24 protein-coding genes and 4 pseudogenes are annotated in these 21,248 nt (G+C 43.0%); 7 read left to right on the forward strand and 21 right to left on the reverse strand.

The genetic code is table 11. From position 1 onward, the window contains the following. Positions 1 to 20: 20 nt before the first annotated feature. Positions 21 to 830, reverse strand: a complete 810-nt coding sequence (locus MHI45_RS09405) for a hypothetical protein (protein ID WP_341119007.1) — start codon at positions 828 to 830, stop codon at positions 21 to 23. Between the two features lie 28 nt (positions 831 to 858). After that, on the reverse strand, positions 859 to 1,521 hold the full coding sequence (locus MHI45_RS09410; RefSeq protein WP_341119008.1) for an HAD family hydrolase: 663 nt from the start codon (positions 1,519 to 1,521) through the stop codon (positions 859 to 861). 161 nt (positions 1,522 to 1,682) lie between these two features. Here MHI45_RS09410 and MHI45_RS35130 point away from each other — a divergent pair. The 3 genes and pseudogenes from MHI45_RS35130 to MHI45_RS09420 form a co-directional block, all read left to right on the forward strand. Continuing rightward, positions 1,683 to 1,820: pseudogene (locus tag MHI45_RS35130) on the forward strand (DUF6809 family protein); the annotation flags it as partial. Positions 1,821 to 2,152: 332 nt separating this feature from the next. Next, positions 2,153 to 2,353, forward strand: a complete 201-nt coding sequence (locus MHI45_RS09415; protein WP_341119009.1) for a hypothetical protein — start codon at positions 2,153 to 2,155, stop codon at positions 2,351 to 2,353. 72 nt (positions 2,354 to 2,425) lie between these two features. Next, positions 2,426 to 2,656 (forward strand): hypothetical protein, encoded by a 231-nt coding sequence (locus tag MHI45_RS09420; protein WP_341119010.1) that lies wholly within the window; start codon positions 2,426 to 2,428, stop codon positions 2,654 to 2,656. A 217-nt stretch (positions 2,657 to 2,873) separates the two neighbouring features. On the opposite strand, the gene MHI45_RS09425 is transcribed toward MHI45_RS09420, so the two are convergent. The 16 genes and pseudogenes from MHI45_RS09425 to MHI45_RS09490 form a co-directional block, all read right to left on the reverse strand. Then, the gene (locus tag MHI45_RS09425; protein WP_341119011.1) at positions 2,874 to 3,353 is read right to left on the reverse strand and encodes a hypothetical protein; all 480 of its coding nucleotides are present in this window, start codon (positions 3,351 to 3,353) and stop codon (positions 2,874 to 2,876) included. A 540-nt stretch (positions 3,354 to 3,893) separates the two neighbouring features. Continuing rightward, a complete protein-coding gene (locus MHI45_RS09430; RefSeq protein ID WP_341119012.1) occupies positions 3,894 to 4,289 on the reverse strand; it encodes a hypothetical protein in 396 nt (131 codons plus the stop codon). A 116-nt stretch (positions 4,290 to 4,405) separates the two neighbouring features. Further along, the gene (locus MHI45_RS09435) at positions 4,406 to 5,038 is read right to left on the reverse strand and encodes a DUF2812 domain-containing protein (protein WP_341119013.1); all 633 of its coding nucleotides are present in this window, start codon (positions 5,036 to 5,038) and stop codon (positions 4,406 to 4,408) included. Between the two features lie 13 nt (positions 5,039 to 5,051). Then, positions 5,052 to 5,366: a PadR family transcriptional regulator gene (locus tag MHI45_RS09440; RefSeq protein ID WP_076114578.1), complete on the reverse strand. Its 315-nt coding sequence runs from the start codon at positions 5,364 to 5,366 to the stop codon at positions 5,052 to 5,054. Between the two features lie 401 nt (positions 5,367 to 5,767). Then, positions 5,768 to 7,600 carry a group II intron reverse transcriptase/maturase gene (gene ltrA, locus MHI45_RS09445; protein ID WP_341119014.1) on the reverse strand — a complete coding sequence of 611 codons (1,833 nt, stop codon included), beginning with the start codon at positions 7,598 to 7,600 and terminating at the stop codon, positions 5,768 to 5,770. Between the two features lie 1,614 nt (positions 7,601 to 9,214). Beyond that, positions 9,215 to 9,733, reverse strand: coding sequence for an AAA family ATPase (locus MHI45_RS09450; protein ID WP_341119015.1), 519 nt, complete (start codon positions 9,731 to 9,733; stop codon positions 9,215 to 9,217). Between the two features lie 222 nt (positions 9,734 to 9,955). Continuing rightward, the gene (locus MHI45_RS09455) at positions 9,956 to 10,954 is read right to left on the reverse strand and encodes a hypothetical protein (protein WP_341119016.1); all 999 of its coding nucleotides are present in this window, start codon (positions 10,952 to 10,954) and stop codon (positions 9,956 to 9,958) included. Positions 10,955 to 11,296: 342 nt separating this feature from the next. Beyond that, positions 11,297 to 11,386: a hypothetical protein gene (locus MHI45_RS09460; RefSeq protein ID WP_341119150.1), complete on the reverse strand. Its 90-nt coding sequence runs from the start codon at positions 11,384 to 11,386 to the stop codon at positions 11,297 to 11,299. 219 nt (positions 11,387 to 11,605) lie between these two features. Next, on the reverse strand, positions 11,606 to 11,977 hold the full coding sequence (locus MHI45_RS09465) for a tyrosine-type recombinase/integrase (RefSeq protein WP_341119017.1): 372 nt from the start codon (positions 11,975 to 11,977) through the stop codon (positions 11,606 to 11,608). Positions 11,978 to 12,411: 434 nt separating this feature from the next. Continuing rightward, positions 12,412 to 12,765 carry a redoxin domain-containing protein gene (locus MHI45_RS35135; RefSeq protein WP_445667500.1) on the reverse strand — a complete coding sequence of 118 codons (354 nt, stop codon included), beginning with the start codon at positions 12,763 to 12,765 and terminating at the stop codon, positions 12,412 to 12,414. Between the two features lie 18 nt (positions 12,766 to 12,783). Next, a complete protein-coding gene (locus tag MHI45_RS09470; RefSeq protein WP_341119151.1) occupies positions 12,784 to 13,059 on the reverse strand; it encodes an AAA family ATPase in 276 nt (91 codons plus the stop codon). Further along, positions 13,045 to 13,434 (reverse strand): annotated as a pseudogene (locus MHI45_RS09475) (ATP-binding cassette domain-containing protein); the annotation flags it as partial. The gene MHI45_RS09470 and the pseudogene MHI45_RS09475, both read right to left, overlap by 15 nt. 31 nt (positions 13,435 to 13,465) lie before the next feature. After that, entirely contained in the window at positions 13,466 to 13,936 is a 471-nt protein-coding gene (locus tag MHI45_RS09480; protein ID WP_341119152.1) for a hypothetical protein, read from the reverse strand. 25 nt (positions 13,937 to 13,961) lie between these two features. Further along, positions 13,962 to 14,273 (reverse strand): annotated as a pseudogene (locus MHI45_RS09485) (hypothetical protein); the annotation flags it as partial. Next, the gene (locus MHI45_RS35140) at positions 14,228 to 14,494 is read right to left on the reverse strand and encodes a NosD domain-containing protein (protein WP_445667501.1); all 267 of its coding nucleotides are present in this window, start codon (positions 14,492 to 14,494) and stop codon (positions 14,228 to 14,230) included. The gene MHI45_RS35140 and the pseudogene MHI45_RS09485, both read right to left, overlap by 46 nt. Next, positions 14,436 to 14,804 (reverse strand): hypothetical protein, encoded by a 369-nt coding sequence (locus MHI45_RS09490; protein ID WP_341119018.1) that lies wholly within the window; start codon positions 14,802 to 14,804, stop codon positions 14,436 to 14,438. The genes MHI45_RS35140 and MHI45_RS09490 overlap by 59 nt, the downstream gene beginning before the upstream one ends. Before the next feature lie 295 nt (positions 14,805 to 15,099). Here MHI45_RS09490 and MHI45_RS09495 point away from each other — a divergent pair. Next, positions 15,100 to 15,252, forward strand: a pseudogene (locus tag MHI45_RS09495) (transposase); the annotation flags it as partial. Positions 15,253 to 15,424: 172 nt separating this feature from the next. Here the strand turns inward: MHI45_RS09495 and MHI45_RS09500 are convergent. The 3 genes from MHI45_RS09500 to aldA all read right to left on the reverse strand — a co-directional run bounded on the left by MHI45_RS09500 (position 15,425) and on the right by aldA (position 18,230). Continuing rightward, positions 15,425 to 15,916 carry a hypothetical protein gene (locus MHI45_RS09500; protein ID WP_341119019.1) on the reverse strand — a complete coding sequence of 164 codons (492 nt, stop codon included), beginning with the start codon at positions 15,914 to 15,916 and terminating at the stop codon, positions 15,425 to 15,427. Between the two features lie 296 nt (positions 15,917 to 16,212). Then, positions 16,213 to 16,614, reverse strand: coding sequence for an HIT family protein (locus MHI45_RS09505; protein ID WP_341119020.1), 402 nt, complete (start codon positions 16,612 to 16,614; stop codon positions 16,213 to 16,215). Positions 16,615 to 16,784: 170 nt separating this feature from the next. Continuing rightward, on the reverse strand, positions 16,785 to 18,230 hold the full coding sequence (aldA, locus tag MHI45_RS09510; protein WP_341119021.1) for an aldehyde dehydrogenase: 1,446 nt from the start codon (positions 18,228 to 18,230) through the stop codon (positions 16,785 to 16,787). 167 nt (positions 18,231 to 18,397) lie between these two features. Between aldA and MHI45_RS09515 the strand changes: the two genes are divergently transcribed. From MHI45_RS09515 to MHI45_RS09525, 3 genes are read left to right on the forward strand one after another with little or no spacing between them, the layout of a single operon-like run. After that, positions 18,398 to 19,162, forward strand: a complete 765-nt coding sequence (locus MHI45_RS09515) for a (Fe-S)-binding protein (RefSeq protein ID WP_340897046.1) — start codon at positions 18,398 to 18,400, stop codon at positions 19,160 to 19,162. Continuing rightward, positions 19,143 to 20,570 carry a LutB/LldF family L-lactate oxidation iron-sulfur protein gene (locus tag MHI45_RS09520; RefSeq protein ID WP_341119022.1) on the forward strand — a complete coding sequence of 476 codons (1,428 nt, stop codon included), beginning with the start codon at positions 19,143 to 19,145 and terminating at the stop codon, positions 20,568 to 20,570. Before MHI45_RS09515 ends, MHI45_RS09520 begins: the two co-directional genes overlap by 20 nt. Then, positions 20,567 to 21,238, forward strand: a complete 672-nt coding sequence (locus MHI45_RS09525; protein ID WP_341119023.1) for a LutC/YkgG family protein — start codon at positions 20,567 to 20,569, stop codon at positions 21,236 to 21,238. The genes MHI45_RS09520 and MHI45_RS09525 overlap by 4 nt, the downstream gene beginning before the upstream one ends. The last annotated feature ends 10 nt before the right edge of the window (positions 21,239 to 21,248 follow it).

Here is a 21,248-nt window from a genome sequence, read left to right on the forward strand (position 1 = left end):
ACCACACAGGACTCCGACCTTTACTCTTCCAACACACTTATATTTTTGAACTCACCATTTTTATCGACCTTAAAACGAACGTTACTATTCCTGGGATCCATTCCTTGAGAAACTCCCTTATCATGAACCTCTATAGTATGCACAGAGATACAATAGAGCCCTTCAGTGAGAACATGACTTTTTTCGAAATCGTTTACAATATCCTCTGCTTGAGGAACGTCTTTGTCTTGTTTATAGATGTTAAAATCAAAATTAAAATTAATTACGCCCCGATAACGGTTACCCTCTTTACTTAATGGATCAGACATGTCGGGCAGAGAATTTAGGGTATCTATTTTTTGAGTCCCTCTGAAAGTATCTATAAGTTCATCCGCCTGTTTTGTATTCAGATTAACATTAAGATAGTAGTAGTAATTCCCTTTCATTTTATCGTACTCACTTGCCGATTTCTTCATTAAATCATATTTGTCAATCAGTTGTTCTGTTACTTTCATTACCTCTGGATGCTGTTCGATATAGGCACCTTTATATAATTCAAAAAATACATTATCACTTCTTTCCTCTGCAATTTTGTAAGTATCCCGTTCGAGCATAATATAAGCAGTCGCATGATAGGGTTTGCCGATTTCAATAGCTGTCTGATGATCAATACCTTCAAACCAATTATCATCCCATGTCAGAAATTTAAACGGCTCCTTGAAGCCATATCGCTCATCCAAATAATTTTCAACCGGTTTTTTCAGGTCCGCTTCTTTTACACTTCCGCACCCGCTTAATGAAATTACAGAGATAACCATGGTTAAAACAAACAATAAATACTTTCTACGCATTGTCAAAGTACTCCCATCCTTCTTACAGTTAAATATGCTGAATTTTATTAATATCAGGCAACGAATGAATCGACGTTACTCCAGGAGGCGTCTCTTTGTTTTCCCGATTTAAAAACAACGGTTGAATTCCAACATTAGCAGCACCCGTGACATCACCGCTTAATGAATCGCCAATATGTATCACTTCGTCAGCACTAACCCCGGATACCTCCAAGGCCAGATCGAAAATTTCCTTGCGGGGCTTATAAGCTTTTGCCAGCTCGCTTGTAATCAGTCCATTTGGTTGTAACCCCATGTTGAACAATGCTGTTTCCACAAAAATAGTATCGCAATTCGTCACAATGTATATCGGCAACCGGTTGGCTGAGAGAAAAGCCTCGACATCTTTGTAGACAGGAGGATTACTCCAATGTTCTGCAAGCCTGTCAGCAAGCTTTTTGGCGTCCGCTGTGGAAGAATAATGCTGAATGGTTGTCTCAAACGCCTGGACAGCCAGTTCATACTGTGGCAGAAACGTCTCTCCAAATGAAGCGGCACGCAGCTCTGCAAAAGATCTCCACCAAAAACTGGCAGCTTCCATTTTGTCCTTTGCATTTCCAGTATTATAGACTTGGTCGATTACCTCCAGAGTAATTTCACTGTTTTCATATACCAGCGTACCGTAAAAATCAAGAAAAATTGCTTTCGCCATGTCTTGTTCATCTCCATCCTATAAATAACCACTATCAAATTATATCAAATTTAGCATATCACGCCTTCCATTTGTTACCTCAAATCAAAAATAAATCCCATTCTGCAGAATATACTCGGTGAATTTCTTGATAGAGATGACCAGATAATGATCAGCTATTTCATGGTAATTTGTGCCCAGATGAAAAGGTTGTACCCAATGATCCGCATTACCGTCAGGCAAGCCGGAAAACATCTGAAACCGTAGAGGCTTGGAGGAAGCGGCATTCTGAAGAGGAGTTTGATGAGCTTGCCCGCTAGCTCAGTAACTTTCTTGACAGAACTACGTTGCAGGAATTTCATGCGGAACGCTGTAAACGTTTCTTTGCCGCTATCATTTTTATTAGAACAGACAGCTCAAAAAATGATATGTTGCAGAAATCCCGTAAAATCGATGCATACAAGCCCGATTCTCAAACCATCACCGAACAAAATAAACACCAGCTAACTTCGTCTTACGTTCTGCACACTATCATACGCACTCATAATATTAGATACATATCGCTGATGTTCAGAAAATGATCAGAGGTTTGGGGTTTAATAAGAGAGTATTTTGATAATCTGGCCCTCTAGCCCCTCTAAAGGAGGATAAAATGGATCGAGAAAAAGTCATAGTTGAATTAACCAAGCATTTGATTGAACAGTCCCCCGGAAAACATGATGTGAGGTTCCGCCGAGCTGCAGCTCTTAGCCGGATAGAAACCATCGTCGAAAGTGACCGTTCACCATTTGCCAAGGTGCGAGATATCAAGATTGTACTGGCAGCACTAAATAAAGTAGACGACACCACCTGATGTGCGCTATAAGCCTTGGACCGGCGGCGAGGATGAATGAACTTTGAATACGAAAGGAAGGGCACCAACATTATGAAATGGAATGAGTTGAATCCGGGGCTAACCGTGCAGATCGTAGAAGGTCATGATAGTGGGTTTGGCGGACGGTGCGGTGAAATTATATCCATCGGAACCTTCGAAGGCTACAGTAAGCGTATTGGTGCAATGATAGATATTGGAGAGCCGCTATTAATGGTAATAGAACCGGAAGCCTTAGAAGAAGCCTCAAAGGTTCTTATTGGCATCAGAATGGGAAGAGTTTGACTTATAATCGCCTGATCAGTCTTAACGGTTCGCGGGAAACCTCCCGGCTTATGTCGGGATGGTCGCAGATCGGGTTACGTGAGTCAACAAAAAAATAGAGTATTAGACTAGATGTCTTTATTCAACGTGTTTTTTAGAATTGTCATACCGGCAGACTCCATAAAATAAGATTTAGACGTCCTAGACTGTCTCTGTTTCATTGAACTAACGTTTGCCGTTAGTTCAATGATTCAGGTGCCCAGGTAGAAATACCATATCCAGGAGTAGCCACTACAAATTCATCGCCAGTATATCCTAAGCCATCTCCAACTTGCCAACACTCATATTTCAGATGATGTCCATTTACAAAAAGCGTTTTCCCCGACTCAAACTCAATATGTAGATGCGGGGCAAGCTTGCCAAGCTTAATGCTGGCTACTTTCTCTCTGCGTAGTTCAAATATCATCTTATACTCATCCTCTTCCGAAAGCTCACTCATTTCATCTTCGGAATTCGGAAAATCATTGCTGTTTTTAGGATATATCCTCCACCTTGACTCAATATTAAGCCAAAGTTGGTCGGGAGAATGGTTTCCGTAGTGTTCAAAGCGTATTAAAAGCGCTGTAGGACCTAGACCGAATTTAACACCATCTACTTGACTCCCAATAAAAATATGAGTTAAAACTTTTTCAGCGTACTCTCTACGTTCAGCCTTCAACTGAATCACCTCGCGCTTTATACTACCATAAATTAGGATTTACCAACTCAACTATCCTGCCTGTGGGACTTGATCCCGAGCGCTATAGTGTTCGCCCCTACTTGTCATGACCATGATTGAGGCTGGTTGGGACGTAAGATCCCGTATAACAAGCGATGCTATGGAGCGACAAGAAGAACCGTAGGGAATGCCGGTGAATCTAAACTTAAAGGGAGAGATGAGATGAATGAATCCAGTTGTCGGTCTAGATATTTCAAAAGAAGAAAGTCATGGACGTAAAGAAATGTATGTTGATCTAGGGGAAGGCTACTCCATTACCATCACTGAACCAGAAGGCTCTTGATCTATATAAAACTGCAATAAAAAGCTATTCAGGTGCTCTCCCCTTTTAAAAAAACGAACGAGCTGCGTCTTCTTTTGTGCTTTTCCACACCTTGGTGCAATGAATTTTCATAGTAGTTTAATGAAAACAAGGAGCAGCTCTGCCGTGGCAAACTGCTCCTTGTAGATTCAACTATCGTTCTCCTTTCAATCAATGATTTACTTTGTTTCAGGCAAATCAGATTGCTCTTTATCGAGGACTTCATGGATTTTATTTGTTATCTCGTAAATGTTGCGGGAACGATATTTCAAAATAGGATTAGCCCAATATTCAGCTCCAGTTTCTTCATCACCTATTTTCACTAAATACAATGTATACGCCCCCTTTGAACTCATAGAGGGATACCATCCTAAATCTAAAATTAATCCTTTCTTTTCATTTCTGAAATAGAATATATCCTCATGTAGTTCCCATACATAAGGAAATGAGTCGTCATGAAAGTCATCGGGATTAATTTCGAAAAAATGATTCCAAACGACAGTCCAATCTGACGGAATATTTAATGGCACCAACTGTAGGCTCATTTTAATAACACATCCCGTAACATTCTTCATATACAAATATCCGTGACTTGACCAAGTTATCCAGCCCTTTAGTTTAACGAAAACAGGGAGCAACTCTGCCGTGGCAAACTGCTCTTTGTTTGATTCAACTATCGTTTCCCTTTAGCTTAATGGAGCCACCGATTAATCGATTTCTTATATTCGCTACTTGCTTTAATTGCAAATACAAAATACATTACAATAGTAACAGGAATTAACGCCACGAGAAATCCTCTAAATAAAGCAAAGGGTGTCTCGAATAGAAAAGCTCTGGTAAAATCTCCGCCACTTCTTTCCCACAATCCTGGTGTATAATATAGTCCTTTGGGATTCAAAATAGCTAGGGGTTCTATTAAGTCTGTTGCAATTAATATAGCGAATATTGGTAGTAAAAACGAAAGCTGTGTAATTGACATGTCCGATAAGCGTTTGTATCGTCCAGCTTTAGAAGCAACATCGGAAAAAATATCATCGCTACCGCTGATGTCAACCTTTTTGAAATACTGATAGCCCGATTTTTTAGTTCCAGCGAGATGTTCCCATCCGCTGTCTTCAAAGAGTGTAAGATAATTTTTATATTCCTCTATTTTATTAAATTTGCGATAATCAATTTTAATGATAGAGTTTTCCGGTTCTATAGTTTTAAACTCGTACATATTAGAATAAAATGATTTTTTTATTATTTGATAACCTTGCTTAGCCATCTCATTCAACCACTTTTCTTCTTTTTCAAAATTCGTAAAGAACATCCATTTTTTCATTTCAACACCTCCATTAATTTTTTAAAACTTTCTTCATAGTATCAATCAGACGATTCATTCTTGCAGTATCTAGTTGTAATATTTCAATTCCTTCTTCTGTGATGACATACACCTTGCGGCGACTATCTTCACTCTTAACAGGCTTAATAAATTTGAGTTTAAGAAGGTTTTCAATTGCGCCATATAACGTTCCAGCAGCTAATCTCACAGCCCCTTCACTTAACTCTTCAACCTTTTGCATAATCAAATATCCGTGTGCTGGTTCAATTAAAGCCAATAAAATATAATATACTGTTTCAGTTAGCGGTAGATTTTTATTCCTATTCAATTTTGTAGTCCCTCCTACTTTAATTAGTCATTTAAAAAAACTCACTTATACAGTCTGACTGTATATCGTCATTATATATAGTTAGACTGTATAAGTCAATATAAAAATACCTTTTTTTTGTAAACCAGCAGAAACATAAGCATGATATTATCAATAAAACTAATTCTTCGGTTCCACATGACAGTAAATGATAAAATAACAGTAATGAGCGAAATATTAAATTATCCTGCCCGTTAACGTAACGAGAAGCAGCCGGTCCTCAAGCCCGGCTGCTTCTGTCTGTACTGAGCTATAGGTTGCAATAGGTAAGCGTTTGATATAATCTCCGGCTTTTCCCCTGCGCCACACCGGACGTGCCAGTTTCCCGGCATCCGGCGTTCCATCTAATGAAAGCTACTTGATCATTGGTTCCCCGTTACTCTAGGTTCTGGAAAAAAAAAACTGATCGGTTCCAATCCGCATTTAGTGCGGTATTGGTTGATCAGGCTCTGCATGGATTCAGTTATTCCAAGCTTAGCCATGAGCCCGTCAATTGTCTGCTTGCATGTAGAATGGATTAACCGATGAACCTCCTTTTGGAGGATACGAAGATTAGAGAATTTATCGTTGCCGCCCAGATGAAGCGGTACAAAATGATGGCAGTGAACATCTGCCGCAGAAAGATACATGCCTGTAACTTCGCATTTCCCCATTTTCATACTGTAGCGACTGATTCGGTTATCCATGTACTCTACACTTCGACTTGGGATATGGGATTTCATTAATGAAGCAATTTCGTGTTGCAAATCTGACCGTAGCTTTTGGTGGATTTGCTCTCTTCCTTCTGCTGTATAAAGGGTCAGCTGTTGACTGAAGCTCATGGTATTTCTTGTCTTCACATCAGCAAGAGGATATAAATACACGTTTGCCAATTTAAATGTCCTGAAGCCGCGACTGTAGAATTTCTTGTACGTTGGCGGCGGGTTTTCAGGGTGTTCGTATTTCCCAATCTGTTTGAGACGATTGAACATGAAGGCACGTAGATCGTAGGCAAGACGTGAGAACTCGGGGTTGACGTGGGTTGCCCATTTGAAATAGTTATGAATCCCTAGAACAAAGCTATTGAACAGCAGTGCATTCTGTGCGGTTGGGGAAGCTCTAAGTTTCTTGATGCGCGCTTTGGCTTCTTCTTTGATCTTCCGCTTGTTTTTGGCTTTAATGCCGGTATGCGCCACTCGTTTGTTGCCCTTTTTAGTCGCACGGATGGTGAAACCGAGGAATTCGGACTCCCGTTTGCGCAGATTCACAATCTGCGATTTCTCCGGGGAGATGTCCAGTTTCAGGCGTTCCTTCAGGTACAGTTTAACAGCATGATACCACTTGTGGGCAGTTCTCCAGTCTCGGCAGAGAACTTTGAAGTCGTCCGCATAGCGGACAATGTATCCTTCTTTCAGAGTAGATCGCTTTTTCGCGTACAATTCTCCTGTTCTCGTCTTGTATGACTCGTTCATGGGAAACAGTTCCCACTGCCCAGCAATCCATTGATCCAGATCGTTCAAGACAATATTGGATAGAAGAGGAGAGAGGATTCCGCCTTGTGGAACTCCTTTGAAAGGTACACCTTCTCCATCAATTTCTGCCTTTAGCATCTTCGAGATGCATGCTAATGTTCGCCTGTCCTGAATGCCAAGGTTCCATAGCTGCTTGATCAGCAATCCGTGATTTACATTGTCAAAGAAGCCTTGAATATCGATGTCGACAACATAGTGGAGTTGCGAATGATTCACTAGAAATTGCACTCTAGCCATAGCATGGTGAGTTGACCGCAACGGTCTGAAACCATAGCTATGGTTATAAAAGTGAGCTTCCGCGATTGGCTCAAGCACCTGCTTAAAGCACTGCTGAATGATACGGTCCAAAATACACGGAATTCCGAGAGGTCTCCATTTGCCGTTATCCTTTTCAATGCGCTTCCGTCTGACTTTGTTGGGGCGGTAGTTCTTTAACTTGTATTGGATATCAAGGACTAGTTCGTCTTCGGATAGCTTTTGGATATCCGTAATGGTTTTCCCATCGGTTCCAGGTGTCCGCGATCCTTTATTCGATTTCATCATTCGATAGGCGAGGAGGATGTTTTTTCTGGATGTGATGATGTCGTAGAGTTGCGGGAAAACTTCCTTTTTCAAGGCACTATCGTATAACGCTGTGAATGTGTCCGTCATGCCGTAGTAATCCCAGTATCGAAGAGCTTGCACTGTGGCATCCCTCCTTGTAGAGGTGATGTTCCCACGTTCCTACCCGATCGGTGCAATTCACGTTGGAGAATGATCGTTCTTTCCATTAGACTTGGGGCTGTTCCTCCACTCCCATTACAGAAGATTCATCAGTCGTGCCCCTGCCCTCACAAGGCTTAATGCATTTCGGCATGTGCCTTATTGCAACCGTCTTGGGTAACAGCCCTTGTTGCGACGTGCCTTGCTTTCCAAGTCCCTTACAACCTAGCTATCCATTCAGGACGTAGGTGCTTCCTCTAAGCCTGTGAGCTGGAAGCTGCCATTGTTCAGCATAGCGTATTTCATAGGGAAAATTATTACTTTACGCCACTCACACCATCGCTTGATGGCCCGCATGTTTCCATACGTTCTAACTTTAGACCCGTACATTCGGAAGTTCGTCAGTTCAAAAAAAAAGAATGAACATTCTCACCATATCCAGTTTTTCAGCCGCGCGGCATATCCATTGGCATACCTTTCCGTGAGGAGGCTTCAGCCTCTGTTCTGCCGACTCCACCTGTACTTCACACCCCATGCTCTGTCAGGCATGATGCATGCAGGAGTATTGGCGGGATGGTTTCGGGAAACATGGTTCCGTCATTCCCATCCTCGGTTATAAAGTTGAGATTCCTAATTTTGAATCTCCTGCTTTTCACACCGCCGGGTGCTTATAGCAGAACTTGTCGTACTTTCCCGTTAGCTCAATCTCGAATTATTTGATTTCGATCCAGTATCTTTCCCTGCCCACCCATTTGCATTCAGTGAATGCCTGGATATGTGTAGGAAAGTTCGGCACTACACTCACACCATTGGCCGCTAGGACCGCTGACCCTATGACACCAGCGGTTAGTGCCACAATCCCAAGGATCACAATTACAAAACAAGTATTTTTCTATATCAATGGTTGTCGGGTTAACGCCCAGGTATTTACTGAGTTCATTTCGGATTTCAGATTCGTTCATAGCTGCCCAAAATTTCCTTCCATTTTGATCGACACAGAGTTTCCATCCGTATTTAGATTTTATATAAGATGGAATTCTAGGTACATCTGGACCGTAATATGGCTCGTATCCAGGTTTAAAGACAATGTAGCCATTCTTTATTTCACTAATTCCATTATCCGAAGTATGTGGAGGTGGAGGAGGTACTGGACCGCTATAAAAAGGACAGGAGTTGCAATCGGAAACGGGATAACGACCGTATAGTAGGTAACCTTGCCACACGGGCGGGCATGCTCCAGGCATGCACACTCGATAATAATATCCAAGTGGGTATCTCGGATTATTTCTATCGACATAATAACAACAAGAAGACATAAAAACACCTCTATTCGCAGGATAAAATCAGTCATATCGCACTGTATGTGGCAATAATATGACTTGAGCCTATCCAAAATTGATTGTCGCTGTTTTTTACCTCTACGGCCTGCTGTACAGAGATAATAAAGTTGTAGACTGGCTAACCTTCTCAGTCTACAACTTTATTATCCGAACTTATCAAGACCTAAATTTAAGAAAGCCAGATATAATAAAGGGTTTCACATATTAGTCATGACTAATATGTGAAACCCTTTATGTTCAACTATATCGTTCTTCGTTAACTCAATCGATTAACGATATCCTTCAGACCTAGCTGTTCACATAACGCCATCCGGCTTTCCGTCACGGTTTGATGAGCCGTGTCGATCACGATGTGGTCGCGGTCCCAAGCTTCGTAATGTCTGTTCTTCACCTCATTCCAAGTGGGGAGGGTAAAGCCGGGAATATCTGTTATACGCGTAGTGATTCGATGCTCGTGCTTACATTCGTCTGAGCAGACCACTTCGATTTCGACAAACGGAATTTCCAGAGACCCTGCTACATTACGCCAAGCTTGGCGTGTATAGCGAATGGGATTGACCGTGTCTGCTATCACATCCAGCCCTAAAATGAGATTCTGCCTCGCTATCTCGTAACAAACGATGTAACCCTCAGGTCCGTCAACCTTGACCCCGGCAACGCGCATAGCCTGTTCTACGACATCGACCCGAAGATACGTTGCTCGAAGTTCACTTGCTAAAGCTGATGATAACGTAGACTTGCCGGTGCCAGGCAACCCGCCAAATATATACAGCATATTGCTTCCTCCTTCAAGACAACCTGTTTACTGTATAATGCCTGCTGCCTCGTTTAATAGCATTCTCGTAATTTTCGAGAATACCTTTTTTAGTATCCTGCCCGTTACTTCAATAAAAACAGCAGGCAACCGTAGCGCCTGCTTATTAATGTGTATCATTCAACTAAAGTTTCCCGTTAGGTTAATGATGATTACGATTCGATAAGAAATTTTTAGATAACTTTATTGTCTATGATACAAATTATGTCGGGCATATTTACCAAGCTTGTGACGCAGTGTACTTTCATAATACTCGTCAACCTGTTCCATATAAGATACCACTCTTGGATCGTTTATGGTAAGTATTTCTTCTTTTCGACGGGAAGCACTTCTCCCACCAATTCGACTGTAAACATTTTCTGCAAGAGAAAATGTATCATTAAGAACTTTTTCATAATTTTCTACTAGATCAGGTTCATACTCGCTAACAATTCGAGTTGATATCTCCATATTTAGAGCTTGTCTTATAATTCTAGGATAGTAATCCTCCAAATGCATTTCATCATAATTTAAAAATGTTTGCTCAAATAAGAAAAAAAATGAATGTGTTGCAAAAACCCAAAATCTTAACATATCTAATTTATTTGATGCAATTATTTTCATTTCGCTTTCTATATTTTGTTGAAGATATTTGCTGAAAGACCTTGTTGTAGCATATGCATCGGCGTCCATTTCAATAGTTCTACTTTCTAAATTCCCCTCATGTAACAACATTCTTCTAAGTCTAGAAACAGAATCAAACTCTAAATGTCCATTATATATATGGCCTAATTCATGAAGAATTATAAATTCAATAGCCATTATTGTTAGTACATTTACCAACGTTCTTCTTGCTAATTGATTATCTAACCACTCAAATATACCTGTATTTACAGCTCGAATAAAATAGTTATCAATTTCTATAATCGTACCAATATTAAGCGCAACGACGTCAATGTCTTGAAAGATAGTAGCAAATGCATTAAGAGAGTCTTTATTGATATAAAGAAAATGAAATTGATTGTTATTTGGTTTAATCAAAATAGAGGGGTGATTAGCCTCTCTTACATGATTCATAGCTAATCCTTCAAAAAAATCCAAGAATTGAACTCTATTTAACTGAGTTTGTGTCAGATTCGATCTGTCAAGTAAAGGTTCTTCATCTTCAGATCGAAGATAATCGTATAATTGATCTAGTAACATGAGATTTCAACGCCTTACTGTATATTTGTTTAACCTTTCGAACACTTCAATAATACTTAATAACGTAAACTATTATGATGAATAGACAATTTAGTCTAATTTACTATATAGTCTTGAATTCCTCTTCATCTTTAAGTAATAGAGTAGTTTATGTAAGTAGTGGAAACTTAGCTAGTCCTTATTAGTCAGTTCTGACGTATCTAAAGCCTATACAAATTTTTATTTTATGAATATAGTACATGAATTACTATAATTATCCTATAGCCCCAATTATATATTCGACTAAACTGCCCTTTAGTTGAATAGCGACGGATACCAAAGCTGATCCGTCGCCATTACAAACTAAAAGTACCGTCGATAAAGTTCTCTCCGACGTTCGCCGCGGAGTTGTGCGTAGACTTGAGTGGTCGATGCTTTCTCATGACCGAGCATTCCTTGAATGAAATCCAATGGAGCACCATTATCAAGGAGTTAGCATGCATAAGTATGTCGAAAGCGATGCGGGTACACATTCACTTCAAGTTCTCCCCGATCTGCAAGCCGTTTTATTGCCCACCTAATCGTAGGTATAGCCATTCGTTTTGTTGGATGCGTATCGGTAACAAATAAGGCTTTGCAGGAATCCTCACGGCTGGCCAGGTACTTCTTTAACTATACTTTGCACTCTGTCGTAAAGTAAACTTCTCTTTGCTTCGATCCCTTGCCATTAACGATTGCTGAGCAGTTCTCCCAGTTTAGATCTTCGATGTTGATCTTTTCTACCTCCCCAATCCGGCAGCCGGTGCTGTAGAGAAACTCAAGCAGTGCTCTTTCCCTGAGTGACTGACATGAGATTTTCAAATGTATGACGTCTTCCTCAATCAAAAACTTAGGAATGCGCTTATCTAATTTGGGTTCTCTCAACTTTAGAGAAGGATTTGAAGTCAGATACGTCTCTTTATAAGCATATCGGGAAAGAGAACGAATAAAACGAATCCGATGACCAAGGCTGTTTGGCTTCAAACGAACTGCTTGTTTTGCCAAGTACTCCTTCAGTATGGTTAACGTTACCTCTGTGACATCGAGATTACCTAGCTCCAGCACTAACATCTTGTGCTGTAAGGCGTATGCTTTTAATGTTTTGGACTGAACCCTTGAATGCGTTTGTCAGCCTCATACAAACTCCACAACTCATTTAAATTCATAACAAAACCTCCCTTTAGAAGCTATTAAATCTAGTTTGCTTCTAAGGAGAGGTTTTAATCTGCCCGATGTATTAAACTAGCGTTTCCCGATAGCTTAATGACAAGTAAGCTCGGTCTGTTGTCCTCAAATCTTCAATATGCCTCTCACGCAAATATTATATTTTTCCGGCCTTTTGCAAAGAATAATAAACGTAGCGGGAAGCGCAGTAACTCCGTACGTGGCAGATATTTTCCCTGTAACATCAATGACGGGAAAGGAGAACTGGTGATTCTTCATATAATCCGATACCGCCCCTTTAGATTCTCCAACATTGATAAACAATGTTTCGATTTGAGCGTCTTTGAAGAGATGTGAATTTTATTAAGCAGCGGCATTTCCCGCATGCATAGCTTGCACCAGGAGGCCCAGAAGTTGAGCAGCACCCTCTTCCCCTGGTAATCCTTCAAACTAACTTTTTCGCCAGTCAGGGTAGTGGCATCAAAATCAGGCGCAAGAGCACCCGCCGCTATTTTTCCTGTGGAACCCGTTTCTCCGTCCGAATTGAAAGGGTAGAATACCCGCGTTACAGTAGCAATTGCAGCAACAAGAATCAACACGGTAACAGCCCGGCGTATCTGTATGTTCATTTGAGACCCAAACTTTGATTAAAGGCAGCATAAAGTGAGCCGAATCCGGAACGAAAGTCTTCGGTCGAACCCGAACCAACATTTCTGCCTTGGCTCGATTTGATCGGCTATCTTATCTGCAATTTCTAACTGGTGCGTGGAAAAAACTACGCTATACCCTTCCTTCTTAATCCCTTGGAGCAGGTTAACAAATTCATTCATCCAGAATGGGTCAAGGCCGTTAGTGGGCTCATCCATAATCAGTAGTGGCGGTTTGGCCAGCAGCGCTTGGGCAAACAAAACACGCTGGCGCATCCCCTTGGAAAAAGTGTTGACCAGACCCTTACGTTTGTCCTCCAGGCCTACTAAAGCAAGCACTTCTTCAACTCTGGATTTCCGTCTGGGAATCTTCCGAAGAGCCGCCCAAAAACTCAGAGTCTCCTCTGCGGATAGGCCATGATTAAACTGATAATCATCAGGCATATACCCAATCTGTCTTGAGAATTATTTGCGTGACTTGCTCCAGTGAAGACCGTTCACTATTATTTCTCCCGCCGTCGGCTGGAGAATACCGGCAATCATTCGCAGAACCGTGCTTTTGCCTGCTCCGTTGCCCCCACATAGTGCAAGTATGCTGCCACGGGGGATTTTAAAGCCAATCTCTTCCACCAATGTCTGCTTCTTTATCATCTTGGAGATTCCTTTCACATCCACTAATGCGTTATCCACGGGAGCGCCCCCTTTCCCAGACCCAATATACTGACACGATCGAGACCAGTATCCAGACCAGACAGACTACCAAAAACAATAGGCTACCATTGGATCTGTTAATCCACTCTACCCACTGATAATATTCAGGCCCCAGCACGGAACCTCCGCCTAGCTTAATCACAACGAATAAACGCACAAGCTCTGCAGGATTAAGTATGGTACGTGCCACGAGCAAGGGCTTGACCCAGAGATAAGGCAATAAACCTAAACTAGAAATTAAGCCCATTAAACCATAGCCGAAAGCCACAATGATAAGCAGCACGGACGCCAGTCCCATATACTCGCCCAGAATAAATGACAACGTTCCTACCGGATAGGTAGACAACAATTGCCAACTGCCCTCTTCCTTTTCCGAGGTCAACGAGAATGAGCCCTGAAACAAAGTCATAAGCGGCAATAGATATAGAATCAGGCTTAACATGGAACCTGTGACTGCGGTATAGCCTTCAACCACATTCAAATGAGTCCCAAAAGTTTCCGTTCATCTCGTTATTCTTGCTTCCTTTCGCCTGCGCTTCAATTACATTCGCAACGAAGCCATTGCGCTGAAAGCGGTTACCTTCGGCCACGTTGTTCACAATACTTAAAGTACGTACATCATAGAGCAGAATTCCTTGGGAATGAACATTCTGACTCTGCTTGCGAAATGAGTTGCCAGACAGCACAACATCTGTCACGCCCATCACCATCGCGCCTGTTATGTTATATTCCCCTATATTATTGGTGACAAACGATCCATTGATATACATACAGTGAACTCCATATCGTAAAAAAAGAGCTTGTTCTGATCTACCACCGTATTGCGGCTATTCTCCAGATAGATGCCATCCCGCAGATAGGAGACTTCATTCTCTCTGATATCTGTTCCATAAGCGTTGTAGAGATCGATACCATTTCCTCTTGTTCCCGGAGCAGCCCCTCTAGGGATAAACCAACCAACGGATCTTATTATTCGAAATAATGCCGCCGTTGGCCTCACGGAGCACAATACCTAAGCCTGCGGTATGAATCGCCAAATTCTTCAATGTATCCTTGTCGGCTTCCACTCGTACCGCGGCTGCTTCTCCGTTATTATTTTGTTGAATGTTAAGACTCTCGAGCTGTACGCCATCGGAAAGGATACGGACTGCAACCTCAGCTTCTGGAGATGTGTTCAATATTGTTGCTTTTCCTTCTCCACTAAACTTCAACATTTTATTAATGCGGATTGGACCTATGTAAGTTCCTGGAGCCAAAGTGATTGAATTTCCATTTTGAGCTGCATCTATGATCGGCTGCAGCGGAATCACTTCCTAACTGGTATTAGCACTTTCTGCGCCACAATAGTACGTGATCATGAAGAAGAGGATAACTACAATTAATATCCCAATTCTTACTTAGAACAGGAAGCTACATGTCTATAGCTCAATGTAGCTATACCATAAAAAGATATGTCCAATTTGTGAGTTATGTCACAGATTTCTAATTGGATTTGGAATAGGTTCCACATGGGCAATTGGTGAGGACGCTCCGCGAACGGACCGTTGTTCCAATCGTTGTACTCTCCAGATTTTTTTTCATTCCCCTTAGCGGTGAACCCGAAAGTTATTTGGACAACTAAAAAATAACCGGGGCTTCCGCCGCTTTCTGCTTCGCGGCATGGAAAAAGTAACGCTTGAAGTCGGATTGCTTTCGCTTGCCCACAATATACTGCAAGCTGCAAATGACCAAAAACAAAAAGCAGCGATCCTCCACTAACCAGAGGATCGCTGCTTTTCTACCTTTTTATGGTCCTACAATGATGAACGGCTACCTCTGTCGCAGAAAGATCCACTTATGGGACAGCCCCACAATGTTTCTAAACTCAATAAATTGATCAATATCAGCGAACGGAACTCTGCATATTAAGATTGCTGAGTTCATAATGGATTTATTCTTTTATTGTTCTAGCAGCTAACCAGAACTTTCCTTGCGATCCATCATCATTGTGTACATAAACATTATAGGTGCCCCATGCTCCGGGGCCATAAATGTCATATAAAGGAAAATTAAAAGTATTGGCTTCCCCAGCATTCAAATCGAATTGAGCAAGATTGTTCCCACCAGGGAAATCTAGTCTAACATGAATTCTGCTCGATCCCATATTTTGAAGGTAGAATCGCAAAGTCCAGTCTCCGGAGTAAGTAAAAGAAGCCTGTCCGTTTCCATCGAAATTGATAATTTGATTAATTAGTTCTGCCATGGGTGTAATAATACCGCCGTCTTCTGGAGAGGGCGTTGGTGTTGGAGTGTCTGGAGCAGTAGTTATGATAGGTGCTTCTGGAGATTCGGGTACTGCTGCTTCGTTCGCGAATGCAGAGGTAGAACCTAGTAATGAAAATGCCAGAACGGATACGAGAACCATCTTATTTAGTTTTTCCATTAACACATACATCTCCCTTTTTTTAAATTTAACTACTAAAAAAAATCATATCCACCCACTCTCCTAATTGAGTAATTTATGTAATACATCTATATATAAACCTTTTTTTTCCATTTTGTCAACTTTTACAATTCATTATCTTTATCATAATGCAATAATGTATTTCAAAACAACACAAGGACACCGTCAATCCAATGAGAAAATCCCCGATCACTCTAAGAGTGATCAGGGATTTTCTATCTCCACAGCCAAAATTCATTTTTACATCAATAGAGCGTCGAGACTTACCTAACCGGTTATAAATACTTTTTAATCTGAGCAATCATTTCAATATATTCTTCGTCAGTTAAATAAGTATCGCCCGGGTTCATTTGGAAGGTGGAGCCCCAATCCTTTTGATCTGCATATTTAGGGACGATGTGCATGTGCAGGTGATGCAGCTTGTCTCCGTAAGCCCCGTAATTCAATTTATCTGGCCCAAAAGCCTGATCCATAGCTGCTGCCACTTTTTGCACATCCCTCATGAATGCCGATAATACTTCTGCTGTAAGCTGAAATAACTCTTTTACGTGATCTTTATAAACCACATTACATCTGCCTTTATACGTCTGCTCTTTGAACAGAAACACGGTCGAAACCTCCAGCTGAGCCACCTCAATCATAAGGTTGTCCCTTCTTTCATCCTCCATACAATACATGCAGTCCTTATTCTATTCCATGTCCTACATCCTTTCTCCCTGTGATTATGTACAGCTCTATCCTGCTCCAAAAATTTGCTGTCTACAATTAAAAGAGTTACATCCCTACACACAAAAATACGGCCCTTTCGGACCGTATCGGATAAGTGCATGATTCATTTCCCACTAATTTAGTTGACGGATTTATCATACTGTAAATAAACTACATGGGTCTGGAGATATTCGTTCAAACCATGTTTGCCGTCCGCGCCGCCGATGCCGGATTTTCTCCAGCCTGCATGGAAGCCTTGCATTGCTTCAAAGTTCTCGCGGTTAATATAGGTTTCCCCGTATTTGAGACGCTTGATGACTTTCATCGCAACGTTCAGATTCCGGGTATACAGGGAAGAGGTCAGTCCAAACTCACTGTCATTGGCGAGAGCAATCGCTTCATCCAGGTTAGCAAAAGAAATGATCGGAATAACCGGTCCGAAGATCTCCTCTTGTACGATTTCCATATCATTGGTGGCACTGGTAATGACCGTCGGCTCAAAAAAGCTGCCTGCTCCCTCTACCTTTTTACCGCCGCAGGCGATCTTGGCGCCCTCTTGTACTGCACGGTTTACCTTTTGCTGCACGGATTCCTGTGCCGCCTTGTTAATCAACGGCCCCATATGAATATCCTTGTCTTTCAGCGGATCGCCGTACTTCACCGCCTTCATCGCCTCAACCAGACGGGTGGTGAATTCGTCCTTGATCTTCTCATGCACATAGACCCGCTCCGCACAGTTGCAGACCTGCCCTGTATTGATCACCCGGGAATCCACAATTGCCTTAATAGCCAAATCCAGATCGGCGTCATCCATGACAATGGCAGGCGCCTTGCCGCCAAGCTCCAGACTGACCTTGATGATATTTTCAGCAGCCGCCTTCATCACCTGTTGTCCTGCCGGCACACTGCCTGTTAGACTGACCATGCCGACTTTAGGGTTACTGGCCAATTCATTGCCGACCTCTCCGCCTTTACCGGTAACCAGGTTGAACACGCCCTTAGGAAGACCAGCTTTGTCAACAATTTTGCTAAAAGCTACCGCATTGTTCGGAGATTCAGCACTAGGCTTGACTACAATCGTATTTCCGGTGATCAGCGCCGGTGCCATTTTTCTGGCGATCAGAAAGAACGGGAAGTTCCATGGCAGAATGCCTGTGGTGACCCCAATCGCCCGTTTAAACACAAAAATATTCTCATTATCACGATCACTCTGAACAATTTCCCCTTCATAACGTCGTGCCCATTCTGCCATATAATCCATATAGTCTGCTGTAAAGTTAACCTCTACCGTGGACAATTCCAAGGTCTTACCTACTTCTTCGGAGATCAGTCTGGCAAGGATATCAACCTCTGCCCGAATCCCATCGGCAATGGCATGAAGGTACTTTCCTCTTTCAACCGCAGGTGTTTCCTCCCAGGCTGACTGGGCTTCTTCCGCTGCGTTAATGGCACGCACCACATCATTCCTTGTAGCTTTGGGAACCTGTGAAATGACTTCATCTGTTGATGGATTGGTTACATTCATCCACTCGTTGCCTTCTGATTCCGTAAACTGGCCGTTGATATACATCAAATGCTTTTCCACTGACTCTCCCCCTCAAGGTAGATTATTCCATTCGATCCTTTCTTAGTGTAAACGTTATCATTATTTTATGTCAACAACATTCACATTTTTTATTTGTTTTTGTGTTGTTTTTCATTGACTTATTGAGTTAAGCTATTCTTATCAAGGTTGCATTGGGAGGGATCGAAATGAAAGTCAGTATTTTTTCGACTTGTTTAGTAGACCTAATGACCCCGAATGTCGGAATTGCTATGGTCCAAGTTCTCGAAAGGCTCGGCTGTGAAACCGACTTTCCGGCTTCCCAGGTGTGCTGCGGTCAACCTACTTATAACAGCGGTTATCTTGAAGATTCCAAGCGTGCGATGAAAAACATGATGCTTGCCTTCGAAAGCTCCGATTATGTCGTGGGTCCATCCGGCTCCTGTATCGCTATGTTTCATGAATATCCGAAAATTTTCAAAGGAGATCCACACTGGGAATTGAAAGCGATTGCTTTAAAAGAGAAATCATATGAGTTCACACAATTCATCGTAAGGGTGCTTGGTATTACCGATGTTGGCGCAAGGCTTGAAGGCACCGCCACCTACCACCGTTCCTGCCATATGACAAGACTGCTGGGAGAAAAGGAAACCCCCATCCAATTGCTTGAACAGGTACAGGGACTCCAACTGGAGCCGCTCAAAAACAGTGATAATTGCTGCGGCTTTGGTGGAACCTTTTCCGTGAAAATGCCTGAGATCTCCGAGCAAATGGTCGATGAAAAAAGCGGTTGTGTCGTTGAAACCGGAGCGGACATTCTGATCAGCGCAGATATGGGATGCCTGCTTAACATCGGCGGCCGCCTATCCCGCAAGGGCGAACCTGTGAAAATAATGCATATTGCAGAAGCGCTGAACCATCACAATACTGCTGTTGCCAAGGAGGGAGCCAGACATGAGCCTGCAAACGGATAAACGGGATTTCAGCGAACGGACTACAGATGGCCTTGGTAATCCCTTCATGAGAAGCGCCGTAAGCTCAGCCCAGGACAGCCTGAAGACCAGGCGCCTTTCCGCCGCGGCCTCTCTTGGGGATTGGGAGCAGTGGCGTACCATCGGCCAGCAAATCCGCCAGCATACGCTGAAACATCTGGATTATTACTTAGAGCAGCTGGCAGATAACATTGAGAAAAAGGGCGGGCACATCTATTTTGCAAAAACCAAAGAGGAAGCAAGCAGTTATATCCGGGACATCATCGTACAAAAAAAGGCTAAAAAAATCGTCAAATCCAAATCAATGGTCACCGAGGAAATTGAGCTGAATCATGTCCTGATGGAAGCAGGCTGCGAGCTGATCGAGACCGATCTTGGGGAATACATCCTTCAAATGGATGATTGGGACCCGCCTTCACATATTGTGGCCCCTGCGCTGCATAAAGACCGGACGCAAATCCATAAAGTATTCACTGAGAAGCTTGGATATACAGGCGATGAAAGCCCTGAGAACCTCGCCCGTTTTGCCCGGACGGTGCTGCGGCAAAAGTTCCTGGAAGCGGATGTCGGGATTACGGGCTGCAACTTTGCCATCGCTAACCTCGGAGCCATTAATCTGGTGACTAATGAAGGCAACGGTGATCTTACAGCCGCCATACCAAAAACACATATCGCTGTGATGGGGATGGAACGAATCGTCCCGACGCTTGAGGAGATGGAGGTTTTGGATAATCTGCTCTGCCGAAGTGCTGTGGGGCAAAAATTGACCAGCTATATTACTGTAATAGGTCCCTCGGCAGCCGCGGAAACGGATGGTCCGGAAGAGTTCCATTTAGTCGTAGTGGACAACGGCCGTTCCGAGATTCTAGGCAGCGAATTCAACGAAGCCCTGCAGTGCATCCGCTGCGGTGCCTGTCTTAACGTCTGCCCGATCTACCGCCATATTGGCGGGCATGCTTACGGGTCCATTTATCCGGGTCCGATTGGCGCAGTAATCACCCCGCTGCTGGGCGGATACGATGACTACAAAGAGCTTCCTTTTGCCTCCAGCCTGTGTGCAGCCTGTACGGATGTCTGTCCGGTTAAAATCCCGCTTCACGAGCAGCTTATCTTGCACCGTCAGAAAATTGTGGAACAAAACAGAACCGGTGCAGGAGATAGACTTCAGATGAAGGCGGCAAGCCGTCTGCTGTCTTCCCAAGCTTTGTTCGGCAAAGCACTGCGGTTTGCCAACCCGGCCAGCCAGCTGATCAGCAGACAGGGACGAATTGTTAGAGGACCGGGCCTAGTCCGCGGCTGGATCAACGCTCGTGATCTTAGTCAACCGGTCAAGCAGCAAGTCAGCTTCCGGGCGTGGTTTGACAAACGCAAAGGAGGGGCTGGCCAATGACGGTAACGGGCAAGGAGTCTTTTCTAAACACAATCGCCTCCAAGCTGGGGCGAGAACGTGTACATGATGTTCAGCGGCCCGACCTGAAAGAGTGGATCCCAGACAGCTATGGCGATTTAACAACCGATGAGCTGATAGAGATTCTTAAAGAGCAGTGCTTTTTTATCCACACCCAGTTGATTGAGTCGAATCCCGAGATTTTGCAAAGAACATTGGATGATCTGATTCAAGCGAATGGCGGAGGCGCTGTAATCACTTCCGGAGATACCCGGTTTACCGATTATAGGTTAAACTTCCCGGATTCTTACGTCTGGGAGGAAGCGGCAGGAAGAGAGAAGAATATTCTCCGCTCCGAATCAGCCAATACCGCGATTGTCTTCGCCGACTACGCACTAGCCGAGTCAGGAACGATTGTCGTAGAAAGCCGCCCGGATCAAGGCCGCTCGCTCCACTTTCTCCCTGCCCATTATATTGCGATTATTGAAAAAAAGAGGCTTGTGCTTCGCTCCACTCAGGCCGCAGCCGATCTAAACCGGCGAGTTCAAGCAGGTGAGCCTATGGGGTCATCCATCAACTTCATCTCCGGTCCTTCGAATTCGGCCGATATTGAAATGCAGCTCGTTGTCGGGGTTCATGGGCCCTTGAGAGCAACCTATGTACTAATTTAGCTTCTATGAT

Origin of the sequence: Paenibacillus sp. FSL H3-0321 (assembly GCF_038002865.1) — a bacterium.
GTDB lineage: Bacteria > Bacillota > Bacilli > Paenibacillales > Paenibacillaceae > Paenibacillus_AQ.